This window comes from Micromonospora lacuserhaii, from assembly GCF_036902735.1.
In the GTDB taxonomy this organism is placed as follows: Bacteria; Actinomycetota; Actinomycetes; order Mycobacteriales; family Micromonosporaceae; genus Micromonospora.
This window is the reverse complement of record NZ_JBAKHO010000010.1, coordinates 105,244-121,069: the sequence shown is the minus strand read 5'-3', so window position 1 is coordinate 121,069 and position 15,826 is coordinate 105,244. Positions and strand designations below refer to the sequence as shown.

17 protein-coding genes are annotated in these 15,826 nt (G+C 75.2%); 3 read left to right on the top strand and 14 right to left on the bottom strand.

Translation table 11 applies throughout. The features are described 5' to 3' along the window. Window positions 1-19 precede the first annotated feature (19 nt). The 3 genes from V6U81_RS10025 to V6U81_RS10015 are packed head-to-tail and all read right to left on the bottom strand — an operon-like array spanning window position 20 to window position 2,656. The gene (locus tag V6U81_RS10025) at window positions 20-670 is read right to left on the bottom strand and encodes an HAD family hydrolase (RefSeq protein WP_334487075.1); all 651 of its coding nucleotides are present in this window, start codon (window positions 668-670) and stop codon (window positions 20-22) included. A gap of 20 nt (window positions 671-690) precedes the next feature. Further along, window positions 691-945 carry a glutaredoxin family protein gene (locus V6U81_RS10020; protein ID WP_334487073.1) on the bottom strand — a complete coding sequence of 85 codons (255 nt, stop codon included), beginning with the start codon at window positions 943-945 and terminating at the stop codon, window positions 691-693. Continuing rightward, a complete protein-coding gene (locus V6U81_RS10015; RefSeq protein ID WP_334487070.1) occupies window positions 935-2,656 on the bottom strand; it encodes an AMP-binding protein in 1,722 nt (573 codons plus the stop codon). Before V6U81_RS10015 ends, V6U81_RS10020 begins: the two co-directional genes overlap by 11 nt. Window positions 2,657-3,085: 429 nt before the next feature. On the opposite strand from V6U81_RS10015, the gene V6U81_RS10010 reads away from it, so the two are divergent. The 3 genes from V6U81_RS10010 (at window position 3,086) to V6U81_RS10000 (ending at window position 6,172) form a co-directional block, all read left to right on the top strand. After that, window positions 3,086-4,033 carry an ECF subfamily RNA polymerase sigma factor, BldN family gene (locus tag V6U81_RS10010; RefSeq protein WP_334487067.1) on the top strand — a complete coding sequence of 316 codons (948 nt, stop codon included), beginning with the start codon at window positions 3,086-3,088 and terminating at the stop codon, window positions 4,031-4,033. A 278-nt stretch (window positions 4,034-4,311) separates the two neighbouring features. Then, on the top strand, window positions 4,312-5,187 hold the full coding sequence (locus V6U81_RS10005) for a DUF5667 domain-containing protein (protein WP_334487064.1): 876 nt from the start codon (window positions 4,312-4,314) through the stop codon (window positions 5,185-5,187). A gap of 109 nt (window positions 5,188-5,296) precedes the next feature. Then, entirely contained in the window at window positions 5,297-6,172 is an 876-nt protein-coding gene (locus V6U81_RS10000) for an HAD family hydrolase (protein WP_334487062.1), read from the top strand. 9 nt (window positions 6,173-6,181) lie between these two features. Here the strand turns inward: V6U81_RS10000 and V6U81_RS09995 are convergent, their stop codons facing one another. From V6U81_RS09995 to V6U81_RS09945, 11 genes are all read right to left on the bottom strand, one after another. Then, window positions 6,182-7,057, bottom strand: coding sequence for a lysophospholipid acyltransferase family protein (locus tag V6U81_RS09995; protein ID WP_334487169.1), 876 nt, complete (start codon window positions 7,055-7,057; stop codon window positions 6,182-6,184). A 236-nt stretch (window positions 7,058-7,293) separates the two neighbouring features. Continuing rightward, on the bottom strand, window positions 7,294-8,370 hold the full coding sequence (locus V6U81_RS09990; protein WP_334487059.1) for an NAD-dependent epimerase/dehydratase family protein: 1,077 nt from the start codon (window positions 8,368-8,370) through the stop codon (window positions 7,294-7,296). Window positions 8,371-8,490: 120 nt separating this feature from the next. Further along, entirely contained in the window at window positions 8,491-8,592 is a 102-nt protein-coding gene (locus V6U81_RS09985) for a 30S ribosomal protein bS22 (RefSeq protein ID WP_007465623.1), read from the bottom strand. Window positions 8,593-8,811: 219 nt separating this feature from the next. Next, window positions 8,812-9,021 carry a helix-turn-helix domain-containing protein gene (locus V6U81_RS09980; protein WP_334487057.1) on the bottom strand — a complete coding sequence of 70 codons (210 nt, stop codon included), beginning with the start codon at window positions 9,019-9,021 and terminating at the stop codon, window positions 8,812-8,814. Window positions 9,022-9,242: 221 nt separating this feature from the next. Further along, window positions 9,243-10,427 carry an ABC transporter permease gene (locus V6U81_RS09975; protein WP_334487055.1) on the bottom strand — a complete coding sequence of 395 codons (1,185 nt, stop codon included), beginning with the start codon at window positions 10,425-10,427 and terminating at the stop codon, window positions 9,243-9,245. Then, window positions 10,424-11,275, bottom strand: a complete 852-nt coding sequence (locus tag V6U81_RS09970) for an ABC transporter ATP-binding protein (RefSeq protein ID WP_334487052.1) — start codon at window positions 11,273-11,275, stop codon at window positions 10,424-10,426. The genes V6U81_RS09975 and V6U81_RS09970 overlap by 4 nt, the downstream gene beginning before the upstream one ends. Then, complete coding sequence (locus V6U81_RS09965) at window positions 11,272-12,666, bottom strand: efflux RND transporter periplasmic adaptor subunit (RefSeq protein ID WP_334487051.1); 1,395 nt, start codon at window positions 12,664-12,666, stop codon at window positions 11,272-11,274. The genes V6U81_RS09970 and V6U81_RS09965 overlap by 4 nt, the downstream gene beginning before the upstream one ends. Before the next feature lie 19 nt (window positions 12,667-12,685). After that, a complete protein-coding gene (locus V6U81_RS09960; RefSeq protein ID WP_334487048.1) occupies window positions 12,686-13,972 on the bottom strand; it encodes a hypothetical protein in 1,287 nt (428 codons plus the stop codon). A gap of 136 nt (window positions 13,973-14,108) precedes the next feature. Further along, window positions 14,109-14,444 carry a DUF2568 domain-containing protein gene (locus V6U81_RS09955; protein ID WP_334487046.1) on the bottom strand — a complete coding sequence of 112 codons (336 nt, stop codon included), beginning with the start codon at window positions 14,442-14,444 and terminating at the stop codon, window positions 14,109-14,111. Continuing rightward, window positions 14,441-15,022 (bottom strand): TetR/AcrR family transcriptional regulator, encoded by a 582-nt coding sequence (locus V6U81_RS09950; RefSeq protein ID WP_334487044.1) that lies wholly within the window; start codon window positions 15,020-15,022, stop codon window positions 14,441-14,443. The genes V6U81_RS09955 and V6U81_RS09950 overlap by 4 nt, the downstream gene beginning before the upstream one ends. Next, a complete protein-coding gene (locus V6U81_RS09945) occupies window positions 15,015-15,806 on the bottom strand; it encodes an alpha/beta fold hydrolase (protein ID WP_334487041.1) in 792 nt (263 codons plus the stop codon). Before V6U81_RS09945 ends, V6U81_RS09950 begins: the two co-directional genes overlap by 8 nt. Window positions 15,807-15,826 lie beyond the last annotated feature (20 nt).

Below are 15,826 nucleotides of genomic sequence, written 5' to 3'. Positions count from 1 at the left end.
GATCGCGCCGTGCCCACCGTCAAGGGAGGGTGGTGGCCAGGGTGACCGCCTCGGTGAGGGTGTCGGCGGTGGGGTGGCCGGAGGCGCGCAGGCGGGCGGGGTGCGACAGGCCGCCGGTGTAGAGGACGCAGGTCGCGCCCACGCTCGCCGCGGCGTCGGCGTCGTCGATCGAGTCGCCGATCAGCACCACCTGGCGACCGTCCAGCCCCAGCTCGGCGAGGTGCTTCTCCAGCCACTGCGCCTTGAAGCCGCCGCCGACGCTGGCCCGCAGCCCGTCCACCCGGGCGAAGTGACCGGTCAGGCCGTACGTGTGCACGGTCGGCACCAGCTCGTCGTGGAACCACATGGACAGCAGCGACTGGCTGCCCGGCCAGGCCCCGATCGCGGCGGTCGCGTCGTCGGCCAGCGCACAACTGGCCAGCCCCGCCCGGTACGCGTCGTGGAAGATCCGGTCCAGCCGGCCGAACGCCTCGTCGTCGACCGCCCGGCCGAGCATCTCCGCGTAGTAGTCGGCGATCGGCCGACGGAACCGGCTCCGGTGCTCGTCGGCGCCGACCGACGGCCCGCCGGCGCTGGCGAAGGCGACGTTGGTGGCCTCGACCACCAGGCTGAGGTCGTTGAGCAGGGTGCCGTTCCAGTCCCACACCAGGTGGTGGCGCGCAGGGGTCATCGCAGCACGATAAGGCCCGGTCACAACTGCGGGGTGGTCAGGTCCCGCAGCAGCCGCTCCTCCTCCACCCGCCAGTAGCCGTGCTCCTTGCCGTCGAGCAGCACCACCGGCAGCCGGTCGCCGTACTCGCGTTCCAGCTCCACGTCACCGGTGACGTCCTTCTCCACCCACCGGTCGCCGGTGACCGCCACCACCCGGTCCAGCGCCGCCTTGGCGTCGTCGCAGAGGTGGCAACCGGGGCGGGTGATCAGGGCGAGCCGGGCGTCAGTGGACATCGGGCACCTCCGTCGGGCGGGCGGCCGGGATCGACCGCAGAGACGTCTTGCGTACCTTGCCGATCGCCGAGTACGGCAGCTCGTCGACGAACTCGACGGCGGTCGGGCACTTGAACCGGGCCAGGTTACGCGCGCAGTGGCCGAGCAGCTCCTCGTCGGTGACCGGACGCCCGGGCGCCGGCACCACGTACGCCCGGACAGTCTCACCCGTTCGCGGGTGCGGCACACCGAGGACGGCCGAGCCGGCCACCCCCGGGTGCGCGTCCAGCACCAGCTCGACCTCGTGCGGGTAGACGTTGAAGCCGTTGACCAGGATCAGCTCGCCCAGCCGGTCGACCAGGAAGAGGTCACCGTCGTCGTCGGCGTACCCGACGTCCCCGGTCGCCCACCAGCCGTCGGCGTCCGGGCCGCCCCGGCCGTCCGGCCAGTAGCCGGTGAAGAGGTTGGCCCCGCGGACCACGATCTCCCCGGGGTCGGTCCCGGGCGAGGAGTCCGCCAGGTAGGGGTCGTCCGCGTCCTCGTCCGCCGCCGCGGCGACGCCGTCCCGCCACAGCTCGGCTCCGTCCGCGCCGACCAGCCGCAGCTCCACGCCGGGCAGCGGCCGGCCGATCGAGCCCGGCTTCGGCTCCCCGCCGACCAGGGTGGAGGTGAGCACCGGCGCGGTCTCGGTCAGGCCGTACCCGACGTGCACCGGATGCCCGGTGACCTCGGTGAAGCGCGCCGCGGTGGCCAGGTCGAGCGGCGCCGCGCCGCAGACCGCGACCCGGACCGCGGTCATCGCCGCGACGACCGCGTCGGCGTCCGCCGTGGACCAGGCCAGGAACATCGACGGTACGCCGACCAGCACGCTGACCCGGTGCCGGGCGATCTCGTCGAGCGCGCAGGTCGGGCCGGGCTCGTCGACGAGCACCCCGGTCGCGCCGTGGTGGACGACCGCTCCGAGCCCCGAGTTCAACCCGTACGCGTGGAACAGCGGCAGGGCGAGCAGCACGGTGTCGTCCGGGCCGACCACCGGCGGGTCGATCCGGCCGACCTGCTCGTGGTTGGCGGCGAGCGCCCGGTGCGGCAGCATCGCCCCCTTGGGCCAGCCCTCGGTGCCCGAGGTGTAGAGCAGTACGGCCAGGTCCTCACCGCCCCGGGCCGGGAACGCCGCCCCCGCCGGGGTCTCGGCGGACCCGTCGCCGCCGGGCGGCTCAGTGGCCGGCGGCTCGGCGGCCGGCGGCTCGGCGGCCGGCGGCTCGGTGGTCGGCAGTTCGGTGTGCACGGCGGTGAGCTCCGGCAGGTCGGCGGCGAACCCGGCGACCCGGTCGCGGACCGCCGTCGTGCAGATCAGCACCCGCGCCCCGGAGTCGGTCAGCACGTGCCGCAGCTCGCGGGCGGTGAGGCCCGGGTTGACCGGCACCGCGACCAGCCCGGCGCGGAGCGCGGCGAGGTAGCCGACCACGAAGTCGGGCGAGTTCGGCAGCGCGATGGCCACCCGGGCCGGCGGGTCACCGTCCCCGGCGGCGATCCGGGCCAGGGCGTGCGCGACGGCGGTCACCCGGGAGTCCAGTTCGGACCAGGTGAGGGTCACCTCCCGCCAGTGCAGCGCCGGGTGGTCGCCCCGGTCGGCGGCCGCCCGGCGGAGCCGGTCGGCGAGGGTGGGCGCGGCGAGGTCGGCGGCATCCTGCACGGTGGCTGAGTCTGGCACAGCAGGACCCCCACGGACCATGCCCGCGCCCGGGCGCAACCGGCCCGCCCCGTCCCCGACACGCCGAACGCGGGAACAATTCGCTACCTTCTCGGACTTTCCACTCGGGATCAAGTCCCGACGTGAATGTCAACCGCACACGACGGACAACGGGTCCGCCATCTGTGCGACCTCGAGGGAAATACTTCTGCCCTGTGTAACGGACTTGCCACACGCGGGTGACGTTGGCCCTATCATCACTCGGGTCGGCTCACCCCATTTGCCGTGAGTCGACACCCCTCAGCCCGAGGAGGCCCCCGTGCCTGTGAGCGCATTGGACCAGCACCTCATGGGGATCTGCCGCACGTCGGCACACCCCCGCGCGGCCCTGCCCGCCCGAGGCAGACCGGACGCACCGGCGACCCTGCGTCGCCACGCGTACCCGGCCGCGGAGCGTAGCGGGGAGGCACGGTGACCACCTTCGGCTACGCCGAGCGGCCCGCCGGTCTGACCGGTCCGGCGCCCCGCAGCTCTGTCAACGAGCGGCTGGACGCCGGCCGCTCCGACAGCGCCGGGCGTCGGGTCCACCAACGACCGCACCACAACGAGGCCCCGACCCGCCCGCTGGTACCCGGCGGCAACGCCGCGCCGGCCGGCCGGGTGGCGTCACCGACCCGCCCGACCATGCCGGCGCAGAGCCGGCGGGCCGGCGAACCGGCCCCGGTCACCGACCCGTCGAGCACCGAGACCGCCGTGCTCCCCGCGGTGCCGGCCGGCGACACCGCCGTGCTTCCCGCGGTCCCGGCCTCCGTCACGCCCGCCACCGGCTACCCCAGCCGACCCGACCCGTCCGACCCGGCGACCGAGGTCTGGGGGCTGGTGGAGCGGGCGCAGGCCGGCGAGGCCGAGGCGTTCGGTCTGATCTACGACCGGTACGTCGACACCGTCTTCCGCTTCGTCTACTTCCGGGTCGGCAACCGGCAGCTCGCCGAGGACCTGACCTCGGACACCTTCCTCCGGGCGCTCAAGCGGATCGGCAGCTTCACCTGGCAGGGCCGCGACCTCGGCGCCTGGCTGGTCACCATCGCCCGCAACCTGGTCGCCGACCACTTCAAGTCCGGTCGCTACCGGCTGGAGGTGACCACCGGCGACGTGCTCGACGCCGACCGCGAGGACCGCGGGCCGGAGGGCAGCCCGGAGGCGGCGGTGGTGGAGCACATCACCAACGTCGCCCTGCTCACCGCCGTCAAGCAGCTCAACCCGGAGCAGCAGGAGTGCATCGTGCTCCGCTTCCTCCAGGGCTTCTCGGTGGCCGAGACCGCCCGCGCGATGGGCAAGAACGAGGGGGCCATCAAGGCCCTCCAGTACCGCGCGGTGCGAGCCCTGGCCCGGCTGCTTCCGGACGGCTTCCAGCCCTGATCGGGCGCCTTCGTGCAGCCGGCGGCGGGCCGGCGAGGATACCGCACGTCCAGTGACGGCGATCACGCTTCGTGATTTCGCCTCCGCCGCCCCCGTAACCGGCACCCGTCGCGAACCGTTTCTCCGGGTGCGACCAGTGGTTGTCCGGCGTCCCCCGGGCCACCCGGTCCGGTCAGCACGGGTGGTCACCGCATGCCGCCCGTCGGAGTCCCACTGCCACCGGTCGCCGGGAACCACCGCGGCCGATCGGCCGTGACCAGCGAGAGGGGGTGCCTGCGGTGGACAGTGACCTCTTCTCCCGTCGGCGGGCCACACGCTTCGCCCAGCTTCTCGACGAGGCAAACGGCGGGCGACGCCATCACGCCCGGTCCCGGACCGACGACCAGCTCGTCGCCCTCGTCGCGATCGGCCGTCAGCTCACCGCCGAACGGCCGGACGTCCAGGTGGACCCCGAGTTCCGCAGCGGGCTGCGGGCGATGCTCGTGGCCACGGCGGTACGGGAGGGGATGGGCACCGCCGGCGCCACGGAGTCCGCGGCGCAGCCCGCCGCAACCGCTTCGCGTACGCCGCTGCTGGGCGGGGCGACCGCACGTCGGGCCCGGGCCCGGGGCGCCATCCTGGTCGGCATCACGGCCGGCGCGGTCGCGCTCTCCGGCATCTCCGCCGCCAGCGAGAACGCGGTCCCCGGTGACGCGCTGTACGGCATGAAGCGCTCCACCGAGCGGGCCCAGCTCGCGCTCGCCAGCTCGGACCTGAGCCGGGGCCAGCTCTTCCTCGACTTCGCCCGCACCCGGCTCGACGAGGCCGCCACGCTGCACGGCGACCCGGCCGGTTTCAGCGCGGTGCTGGACGACATGGACGCCGACACCCGCCAGGGCGTACGCCTGCTGACCACCACCGCGGTCGAGCGTTCCGACCCGGCCGGCCTGGACGCGGTGAACACCTTCGTCACCGGCCAGCGAGGGGCGGTCACCGGGCTGCTCGACGGGGCCGGCCGCGCCGAGCGGGACCGGACCCGGCGGTCCCTCGCCCTGCTCGACGCGATCCGCAGGCGTTCGGACGGGCTGCGCGCCGCCATCGCCTGCGAGCTGCCCAGGCCGGTCGGCAGCGACGCGCTGGGCCCGGCCCCGGCCGCCTGCCCCGGCGACCGCTGACCCGGCGAGCAGTCCGCCACACTTCTCCCTTCAGCCGATCACCCCGCGCGACCACCCGACTAGGCTCGGGGATGTAGGCAGCGCGGCAGGTCCACCGGAGGGAGGTGCCATGGCCCGCACCCGCAAGGTCACGGTCAGCACCGACGTCCACGGGCACACCGCCGGTTGGGCGGAGGCGGAACGGCCGCCGCCCACCCCGGTCGAGCCGGATCCGACCGCGGCGGCCTTCTTCGACGTGGACAACACGATGATGCAGGGCGCGTCGATCTACTGGTTCGCCCGCGGGCTCGCCGCCCGGAAGTACTTCACCACCGGTGACCTGGCCCGGTTCGCCTGGCAGCAGGCCCGGTTCCGGCTGCTGGCCACCGAGCACGCCGGCGACATGTCGCAGGCCAAGGAGGCCGCGCTGGCCTTCATCCAGGGCTGGCGGGTGAACGAGGTGGAGCTGCTCGCCGAGGAGATCTTCGACGAGCTGATGGCCCCGCGGATCTGGGCCGGCACCCGCCGCCTCGCCCAGCGGCACCTCGACGCGGGCGAGCGGGTCTGGCTGGTCAGCGCCGCCCCGGTGGAGATCGGTCGGGTGATCGCCACCCGGCTGGGCCTGACCGGCGCGGTCGGCACCGTCGCCGAGGTGGTCGACGGCGCGTACACCGGGCGGCTGGTGGGCGACCTGATGCACGGGCCGGCGAAGGCGGAGGCGGTCACCCAGCTCGCCGCGGTCGAGGGGCTCGACCTGTCCCGCTGCGCGGCCTACAGCGACTCGGCCAACGACCTGCCGATGCTCTCGGCGGTCGGCCGGGCGGTGGCGATCAACCCGGACGGCACGTTGCTGCGCCGGGCCCGGGAGCGGGGCTGGGAGGTCCGCGACTTCCGTACCGGCCGGCGGGCCGCCAAGATCGCCGTACCGTCGACCGCCGCGGCCGGGCTGCTGGCCGGCGCGGTCACCGCGGGCCTGGCCGCGCACCGCCGCCGCCGCGCGCTCTGACCCCGTAGGTCAGGGGCCGAACGGGTCGGGGCGGCGTTCCAGCAGCTTGTGCAGGGTGTGCTGGATGGTCTCCCGGACCTGGTCGGCCAGGTTGAACACGACCAGCGGGTCGTCCGCCGAGTCGGTCAGGTGGGCCGTCGGGATCGGCGGGCAGAACTCGATCAGCCACTTGCTCGGCAGCGGCACCATGCCGAGCGGTCCCAGCCACGGAAACGTCGGCGTGACCGGGAAGTACGGCAGCTTGAGCAGCCGGGCGAGCGGCTTGACGTCGGCGAGCATCGGGTAGATCTCCTCGCCCCCGACGATGGCGACCGGCACGATCGGCGTACCGGTGCGCAGCGCCGCCGAGACGAAGCCACCCCGGCCGAAGCGTTGCAGCTTGTAGCGGTCGGAGTAGAGCTTGCCGACGCCCTTGAAGCCCTCCGGGAAGACCCCGACCAGCTCGCCGTTACCGAGCAGCCGTTCCGCGTCCGGGTTGCAGGCCACCGTGCCGCCGGTCTTGCGGGCGATCTCGGAGACCACCGGCATCCGGAACACCAGGTCGGCGCCGAGCAGCCGCAGGTAGCGGTGCTCGGGGTGCTGGTCGTGCAGGGCGGTGGAGAGGATCAGCGCGTCGAGCGCGACCGTGCCGGAGTGGTTGCCGACCACCAGGCCGGCCCCGTCGGTGGGCACGTTCTCCAGCCCGCTGACCTCGGTGCGGAACCAGTCCCGGTAGAGCATCCGCAGCAGCGGGTGGAAGACCGAGCCGGTGAGGTCCGGGTCGAAGCCGAACTCGTCGACCTCGTAGTCGCCGGAGAGCCGCCGGCGCAGGAACGCCAGGCCGGAGGCGACCTTGCGGTCCCAGTGGTCACCGGGCCGGTCCGCCACCGCCGCCCCGTCCGGCAGGGCCGGAAGGTCGCCGGCCGTCGGCGTCGCCACCGGCTCGTCGGCCGCGGCGGTGTCCGGCTCGTCGGCCGCGGCGGTGTCCGGCTCGTCCTGCGCCGCCGGGTCGACGGCGGGTTTCGCGGCGGCGGCCGTCCGGCGCCGGTGTCCGTTGCGCCGCACCGGCTCCGCGTCCGGTCCTGCCACGCTCAGGGGTACGTCGTACCGGCCGTCAGCGCCACTGTCGGGTCCTTCGGTGGTCACGACGAGCGCTCCCGAACGGCCGTGCGGACCTGCCGGATGCTCTCCAGCACCAACTGCTCCGCGGCGGCGAGATTGTCCCGGCTGACCACCACGCCTCCGTGGTGGGCGCGGATGAAGTCCTCGAACGCGGCGGCGGTGGAGCGCGGGGTGAAGCCGTACTCCCGCTCGAGCCGGCTGGTGTCGACCACCCGGCCGTGCACGAAGAGGTCGACCTGGTCCAGGCCGTACCGGCCGAAGCCGAGGTTGCGGGCGACCGCGGCGGCCCCGGAGAGGCCCGGTTCCAGCACCGGCATCGCCACCCGGCCGGCCCGGCGGATCGCCTGGGAGAGGGAGAGCACGCCCGGACCGGCCACGTTGTACGTCCCCGGGTGGTCCTCGGCGATCGACCGGTGCAGCACCTCGAGCGCGTCGTCGAAGTGCACGAACTGCAACCGCGGGTCGCGCCCGAAGACGGTGGGCACCACCGGCTGGGAGAAGTAGCGGGTGAGCGTGGTGTCGGCGGTCGAGCCGATGAACGGCGCGAAGCGCAGCACGGTGGCGGTGACGTCGGGGCGCCGGCGGCGGAAGCCGCGGACGTACCCCTCGATGTCGAGGATGTCGCGGCCGAAACCGCCGCGCGGCACCTCGCGCGGTTCGGTCTCCTCGGTGAACACGGCCGGGTCGCGGAACGACGCGCCGTACGCGGCGGTCGAGGAGCGGACCACCAGCTTGCGCAGCCGGGGGGCGCGCTGGCAGGCGGCGAGCAGCTGCATGGTGCCGATGACGTTCTGGTCCTTCATCGCCGCCCGGCCGCCGTGCTGCGGGTCGGGGGCGCTGACCAGGGCGAGGTGGACGACGGCGTCGACGTCGAGGTCGGCGAGGAGGCCGCCGAGCGAGCCGAGGTCGAGCCGGATCCGCTCGACCCGGTCGAGCAGGTCGGTGACCTCGGGGCCGGGGGTGGTGGGGTCCACCCCGATCACCCGCTCGATCCGCGGGTCGGCGGCGAGCCGGGCGGCGACGTGCGCGCCGAGGTAGCGACCGACCCCGGTCACGACGACGACCCCCGGAGCACCTGAGGTGCCACCGGGGGTCATCGCGCACGCCCTGACCGGCAGGAGGGACCGAGCCGGGATGTCCGCGGCCTGATCACCTGAGCCTCCGAGGGTCGACAGTTGGCAAGTGGTACCGGCTGCCGGGCCGTAGCCCGGCATCGGTCACTTGCCGAGACGGCGACGCTGGACGCGGGTCTTGCGCAGCAGCTTGCGGTGCTTCTTCTTAGCCATGCGCTTGCGGCGCTTCTTGACCACCGAGCCCATACGACAGCCTTTCAATGGAACGTGCGGGGCGGACGGGCGGCGTCACTGCGGTGACGCCGGTGACCGCTTGCGGACAACGGACCGGACCAGCCTGGTGGCAGTGGGGCGCACCGGCGAGCGGTCACGGTCGGCTCCAGGGTAGCCGGAGAGCATCAGCAGGACCAACGCGCCCCCGTCGATGCCCGTTACGTCGTACTCCGCAGGTCGTCGGGGGACGGGTCAGGCGGATTCCTGAAAGGCGCCCCGGAGATAGTCGTGCACCGCGTGCTCGGGCACCCGGAAGGAGCGGCCGACCCGGACGGCGGTGAGCTCACCGCTGTGCACCAGACGGTAGACCGTCATCTTCGACACCCGCATGACCGACGCCACCTCGGCGACGGTCAGGAACTTGACATCCGACAGCCGACCGTCGGACTGTGACCCGGCCATGGCTCACCCGACCCATCCCATGCCCGGCGCGAGCCACCCGACGGGTGGTCCCACCCGGGCCGGCAACGCGCGTGTTACCAGTACGGTAGCGGGGCCGCTGTGACCGGCGCGATCCCTTCGTACAACTGATCATGATTGACCGGCGGTTCACCCGACCGTGAGCAGGGGTTTTGTGCCTGCCCGCGCCCGACGTCCCGTTGCCGGGACCGGTGCCACCGCCCTCACTCGGCGCGCAGCGCGACCACCGGGTCGAGTCTGCCGGCCCGCTGCGCGGGGACCACCCCGAAGACGATGCCCACCGCCGCCGAGACCCCGAAGGCCAGCGCCAGCGACCACCAGGTGATCGCCGCCGGGATCGGCGAGAACGCATCGACCAGCAGCGCGGTGCCCACGCCGAGCGCCATTCCGGTCAGCCCGCCGATCGAGGTGAGCAGCACCGCCTCCAGCAGGAACTGCACCCCGATGTCCCGGGGGCGGGCGCCGACCGCCTTGCGCAGGCCGATCTCCCGGGTCCGCTCCCGTACCGAGACCAGCATGATGTTGGAGACCCCCACCCCGCCGACCAGCAGGGAGATCCCGGCGATGGCGGCCAGCACCCCGGTGAGCACGCCGAGGATGTCGCCGAGCACGCCGAGGATCTGCTGCTGGGTGACCGCGCTGAACTCGGTGTCCGGGTGCCGGCGGCCCAGCTCGGCGACGATCCGGTCGCCGAGTTCCCCGATCCGCTCCCGGTCCGGGGCCTTGACCGCGATGCCGTCCACCCGCTGGGTGCCCCAGAGCCGCTGCGCGGCGGTGACCGGCACGTGCACCTCGTCGTCCCGGTCCACGCCCAGGCTCTGCCCCAGCGGCGCGAACACGCCGATCACCCGGAACCGCACCCCGGCCAGCGACACCTGCTGGCCGAGCGGATCCCGGTCGGGAAAGAGCGCCCGGGCCACCGACGTGCCGAGCACCGCGACCCGCCGGCTGGTGTCGACGTCCGCGCCGGTGAGGTAGCGGCCCCGGGCGAGCGAGCGGGTGAAGACCGCCGGGGTCGTCTCCAGCACACCCTGCACGGTGGTGAAGTCGGACCGGTTGCCGGCCCGGGCGGTCGCGCCGGAGGTCACCGTCACGGCGACCCGGCCGGGATCGCCGACCACCCGGGTGACCGCGTCCACGTCCCGCAGGGTCAGCGGGGAGACCACCGGCGCGGTTCCCACGTCGATCTTCCCCGGTACGACCAGCAGCAGGTTGGAGCCGAGCCCCTCGACCTGCTGCTCCACCTGCTGCTTGGTGCCGGTGCCGATGGCGACCAGGAGCACCACCGAGGCCACCCCGATGATCACGCCGAGCATGGTCAGCGCGCTGCGCATCCGGTTGGCCCGCAGCGCGTCCAGCGCCACCCGCCACGCCTCGGCCAGCCTCACGACGCACCGCCGATGTCGTGCGGAAGGCGTCCGGTGGCTCCGGCGGGCCCACCGGAGCCACCGGACGGGTGCCCCGGGCCGCTTCCGGACGCGGACCGGGGCTCCGCGCTGGGAGCGCCATCCAGTGTGTCAGGTGCCTCCCCGGCCCCGAACGGCGGTCGATCATGGGCGCTGTCGGAGACCACCACCCCGTCCCGCATGGCGATCCGCCGCCGGGCCCGGGCCGCCACCTCGTTGTCGTGGGTCACCATCACCAGCGCCACCCCCGACTCGGCGTTCAGCCGCTCCAGCAGGGCCAGCACCGCCTGGCCGGTCGCGGTGTCCAGGTTGCCGGTCGGCTCGTCGGCGAGGAGCACCGTCGGGTCGGTGACCAGCGCGCGGGCGATCGCCACCCGCTGCTGCTCGCCGCCGGACATCTGGTTCGGACGGTGGCCCAGCCGGTGCCCCAGGCCGACCCGGCCCAGCACCGCCGCCGCCCGCTCCCGGCGCTGCCGGGCGGCCACCCCCCGGTAGACCAGGGGCAACGCCACGTTCTCCACCGCCGAGGTACGCGGTAGCAGGTGGAACGCCTGGAAGACGAAGCCGATGGTCTCGTTGCGCAGGGTGGCCATCTCCGGCGGGGAGAGGCTGGCGACGTCCCGCCCGCCGATGACCAGCCGGCCGCCGGTCGGCCGGTCCAGCCCGCCCAGCAGGTGCATCAGGGTGGACTTGCCCGAGCCCGAGGGCCCGACCAGCGCCACGTAGTCGCCGGGCTGGACGGTCAGCGACACCCCGCGCAGCGCGGGCACCGAGACGCCGTCGAGCTGGTACGTCCGGGAGACGTCCACCGCCTCGATCGCCGGCGTCACCCGACCTCCTGGCCGTCGCGGACCTGGTCGGCGCCGCGTACCACCACCCGGTCACCGGCCGACACCCCGTCGAGGATCTGCACCAGGTCCTGCCCCTGGACGCCCACGGTGACCGGCACCTGGTCGGCCTTGCCGTCCCGGACCAGCCAGACGGCGTCCCGGCCGTCGGCGGAGAAGACCGCCGACGCCGGTACGGCGACCGCGTCGGCCGCCTCGCGTACCCGCAGGTGGACCACGGCGTTCATGCCGGGGCGGGGGGCCGGGGCCGGCTCCCCCTCGCCGAGTCGACCGGCGCCCAGGGCGAGCCGTACCCGGTAGCTGACGCCGCCCCGGGCCGAGCTGGTGGGGAGCACGTCGACCGAGCGGACCGTGGCGGCGTAGCTGGCCCCGGTGACCGCGTCCAGCTCGACGGTGCCGGTCAGGCCGGCGCGGACCAGCAGCACGTCGGTCTCGTCCACCTCGGCGAACAGCCCCAACGCCCCGGTGTCCACGATGGTCAGGACGGGGGTGCCGGCGGTGACCCGACCGCCGACCGGGATCGCGTCGTCCACGCCGGCTGGCGGACCGGACCGGGACGGGGTGAGCGCCGACGGGCCGAGCCCGGCGGGCAGCTGCCCGCCGGAGGCGCCGAGCAGCCCGGCGAGATCCGTCCCGCCGCCGGCGGGGGTGCCGCCGGGCTGCACCACGCCGCCGATCGGGGCGCGCAGGGTCAGCGCGTCGACGGTCGCCCGGGCCAGGTCGTACGCCTGGCGGGCCTGGAGGCGCTGCGCGGCCGAGAGCGCGCCGACGGCGGAGTTCAGCCCGGCCACGCCGCGCTGCACCGACCGGACCGCCTGGTCGGCGGTGCGCGCCGCGGCGGCGTACTGCTGCTGGGCGGAGGTGACCTGGGCCAGCAGGGCGTCGCGGACCTTCGGATCGGCGATCTTCCCGGCGGCGTCCCGGGCGGTGTCGAACGCCTCGTCGGCGGCCTTGTCGGTGCCGCGCCGGCGGCCGGTGAGGTCGCCCGTGCCGACGCCCCGGCCGGCCCGGTCGGCGGCCCGGAGGGCGTCACGGGCCTGCCGGAGCCGCTGCTGGGCCTCGGGGGAGGCGACCACGGCGAGCACCTGACCGCGGGTCACCCGCTGGCCGGGCTGGACCCGCAGGCTGGCCAGGGTGCCGTCGGCGGGCGCGGTCAGGGTGGCGGCGGCCCGGGCGGTGACGGTGGCCGGGGCGTCGATCACCTCGGCGACCGCCGACCGGCCGGCCGGGGCCAGCGCGACGGTGGACTTCTCGTCGCCGCAGGAGGCGGCGGTGGTACCGGTGAGGACGACGACGGCGAGCAGGGCGGTGAGCAGGCGGGGCCGCGGGGCTACGGGCGGCCGCGGCGAGTGGGTGCGGCGCACGTCGTCCATGCTACGAGCTGGGTCGATGTCACCGGGCGGTGGCGCGGACGTACCCGACGCACTCGTCGTGCAGCGGCCCCCAGGGGTCGCCGAACACCTGCTCGGCGGCGTCGTCCAGGGACCGGCGGTCGTGCACGACGGCCCGGAAGAACTCCAGCGTCCGCTGCTCGCCGTAGCGGTCGACGAGGTGGTGCACGGCGAGGTAGCCGACGCCATAGGCGCCACCGGCCCGGTCCGCCGGGTCGTCGGCCGCCGGCGCCAGGCTGTCCAGCCGGCCGTCCCAGCCGCGCAGCAGCGCGCGCACCTCGTCGAGCCCCTCGTAGCGGACCACGGGTGCCCCGCTCGCGCCGGCGTACTCGGCCAGCCCCTCCTTCAGCCACCAGAGAGCCCGCCCGGATGAGCTCTGGTCGGGCAGCGAGGCGGCGTGCGTCAGCTCGTGCCGCAGCAGCGCGCCGGCACCGCCGGTGGGGAGCGTCTGGGCGTTCAGCACCACCTCGTGCTGCCCGCCGCCGATCCCGACCGCGTAGCCGGCCGTCCACTTCGGGCGGCCGCCGCCGTACCAGCGCCGCCACTCGGCCGGGCCGGCGTAGAACACCCGGTACCGGTCCGGCGGCGGGCCGGCCACCGCGTACAGGTCGGCCACCCGGGCGGCCGACTCGGCCTCGGCGAGCAGGGCGGGCAGCTTTCCGCGCAGCGCGGGGGTGGTGGCCACCACGGTGCGCGGGCCGACGGCGGCGACCAGCTCGCTGACCTCCCAGGGTCGGGCGGCGGTCTGCCCCGACTGGGATTCCTCGACGGCGAGCAGCACCGGGGCGTCGCCCGCCTCCCGCCAGCGGGTGCTGACCGACACCGGGCTCGGGGAGCAGTTCGGCACCACGAAGCAGTAGCGGAAGGTGACCGGTTGGCGCCACTGGCCCGGCCGGCCCGGGACGGGGGTGGGCGGGCCGTCCCGCTCGGCCCGCCAGACGGTGACCCGCAGCGCCCGCAGGGCCGCGTACCGGCGGGCCAGGACGGGCTGGGCGGACCGGTCGGCGACGGCGAGGAAGCCGGCCCGGTCCCCGCCGAGCAGCGCGGTGGCCTGCCGGTCGAGTCGCGCGGTCAGCCGTTCGCCGAGCCGGCGGGCGGCCAGGCTGGCAGGGTCGTCGGATGCGGCGGAGGGCGGGCTCCAGGTTGGGCCGTCGCTGGTGGCGCGGTCGACCACGACGGTCAGCACCGCGGCCGGCAGGCCGCAGCCGAGCAGCACCACGACCACCGCGAGCGCCGTCCAGAGCGGCCAACGTCGGCGCGGTCGCGGCTCGTCCACCCCGTCGGTCACCGGCGAAGGGTACGACCAGCCGGACCGTCGGGCCAGACCCACCCGCGCGTCGGGCGTGCCGCCCCCGCGGGCCCGGTGGGCCAGCCCGGCCCAGGCCGGGTGGCCGGCGCGGCTCAGGCCGGGTGGCCGGCGCGGCTCAGGCCGGGTGGCCGGCGCGGGTCAGCGTCGCCCGGTCGGCCGCCCAGACGACGACCAGGAGCGTCCCGAGCAGCGGCTGGCCGGCCAGCGCGAGCAGCAGCCCGGCGGTCACGAAGCAGGCGGCCTGGGCGGCGTACTTCGCGGCCGGGGGCAGCGGCACGGCGGCCTTCGGCGAGCAGAGGACGCCCCAGACGGCCGCGATCAGCAGCGGCGCGCCGAGCCCGGCGAGCAGCCGCACGGCGAGCCCCGCGTCGAGGTGGAACCCCCACCAGCCGGCGGCGGCGAGCATCGCCAGCTCCAGCAGGAACGTGAGGGTGAGCAGCAGCGCCTTCACCGCGCACCCACAGGGTCCGGCCAGTTGCGGAACGCGGTGTCCAGGGCGGCCACCAGCTGGTCGAAGGAGCGGTCCATCCCCCGGGGCAGGCCGAACCCGCCGCTCGCCTCCAGGGTGACGAAGCCGTGCACCGCGCTGCGGAAGGTCCGCGCCGCGTCGACCGCGTCGTCGCCGGTCAGGCCGTACCCCCGCAGGATCGCGTAGACCGCGTCGAGCGCCAGCCGGCCGGCCTCGACGTGGGCGGGGTCGTCGGGGTCGGGCACCTGCTGGGCGGCCGGGTAGCGGCCGGGGTGCCGGCCGGCGTATCCCCGCCAGGCGTCGGCGACGGCGCGCAGCGCGTCCCGGCCGGCCCGCCCGGCGGCCGCCGAGGTCATCTCGGCGGCCAGTTCGGCGACGGCCAGGGCGGCCAGCTGCTGGCCCAGCGCGTCGGCGCCGCGGACGTGCTTGTAGAGGCTGGGTAGCGCGACGCCGAGCCGGCCGGCGACGGCGGCGAGGGTCAGCTTCTCGTAGCCGACCTCGTCGGCGAGCCGGGCCGCCTCCCGGACGACGGCCTGCGGGGTGAGCCCGGCCCTAGGCACGGGACGTCACCGCCAGGAACTCCACCAGCTGGGCGGCGGTGGCCGCCGGCTGGTCGGCGTGCGGGTAGTGGCCGGAGTCGTCGACCATGCGGGCCTCGGCGGTGGCGAAGAGCCGCCGGGCCGCCCGCGCCTCCGCGCCCGGGTCCGGGAAGTCGGGGTCCTTCGTGCCCATCAGGATCAGCACGGGCAGCCGCACGTCGCGGGCCCGGTCGGTCCAGTGCGGCGCGACCGGGGCGATCACCCCACGCACCGCGTCCATCCGGCCGCGCAGCCCGGCCACCAGCTCCCGGCGGTACGCGGCGTCGTCGGCCGGCCGGGGGCCGGGGAAGAGCGTCCGGTGGAACATCCCGAAGAGCCGGGGGCTGCGCAGCACCGCCGCCTGGGCGACCCGCATGATCGGGTTCGGCTTGGGCTGGGCGACGAACGGGCTGACCTGGACGATGCCGTTGACCAGGTCGGGCGCGTCCCCGGCGGCGAAGACCACGGCCGCCGCGCTGGACGAGCTGCCGACCAGGGTGGCCGGCCCGCCGAGGGTACGGACCACGGCGAGCAGGTCGGCGCCGACCTCGGCCGGGGCGTACGTCGGCCAGTGCGGGCTGGAGTCGCCGTGCCCGCGGACGTCCACCGAGGCCACCCGGTAACCGGCCTCGACCAGCAGGGGGATCAGGTGGCGGAAGGCCCGCCGGTTCTCCCCCATCCCGTGCGAGAGGACCACGAGCGGGCCCTCCCCGTGCACCTCGTACGCGATCGTGCCGCCGTCCCGCTCCATCTGGCTAATCGTCATAGCCATAAAGCTAATGTCAT

Coding starts and splice junctions, on each gene's coding strand:
- V6U81_RS10025 (WP_334487075.1), bottom strand. CDS start 670: ATGACCCCTGCGCGCCACCACCTGGTGTGGGACTGGAACGGCACCCTG.
- V6U81_RS10020 (WP_334487073.1), bottom strand. CDS start 945: ATGTCCACTGACGCCCGGCTCGCCCTGATCACCCGCCCCGGTTGCCAC.
- V6U81_RS10015 (WP_334487070.1), bottom strand. CDS start 2,656: ATGGTCCGTGGGGGTCCTGCTGTGCCAGACTCAGCCACCGTGCAGGAT.
- V6U81_RS10000 (WP_334487062.1), top strand. CDS start 5,297: ATGGCCCGCACCCGCAAGGTCACGGTCAGCACCGACGTCCACGGGCAC.
- V6U81_RS09990 (WP_334487059.1), bottom strand. CDS start 8,370: ATGACCCCCGGTGGCACCTCAGGTGCTCCGGGGGTCGTCGTCGTGACC.
- V6U81_RS09985 (WP_007465623.1), bottom strand. CDS start 8,592: ATGGGCTCGGTGGTCAAGAAGCGCCGCAAGCGCATGGCTAAGAAGAAG.
- V6U81_RS09980 (WP_334487057.1), bottom strand. CDS start 9,021: ATGGCCGGGTCACAGTCCGACGGTCGGCTGTCGGATGTCAAGTTCCTG.
- V6U81_RS09965 (WP_334487051.1), bottom strand. CDS start 12,666: ATGGACGACGTGCGCCGCACCCACTCGCCGCGGCCGCCCGTAGCCCCG.
- V6U81_RS09945 (WP_334487041.1), bottom strand. CDS start 15,806: ATGACGATTAGCCAGATGGAGCGGGACGGCGGCACGATCGCGTACGAG.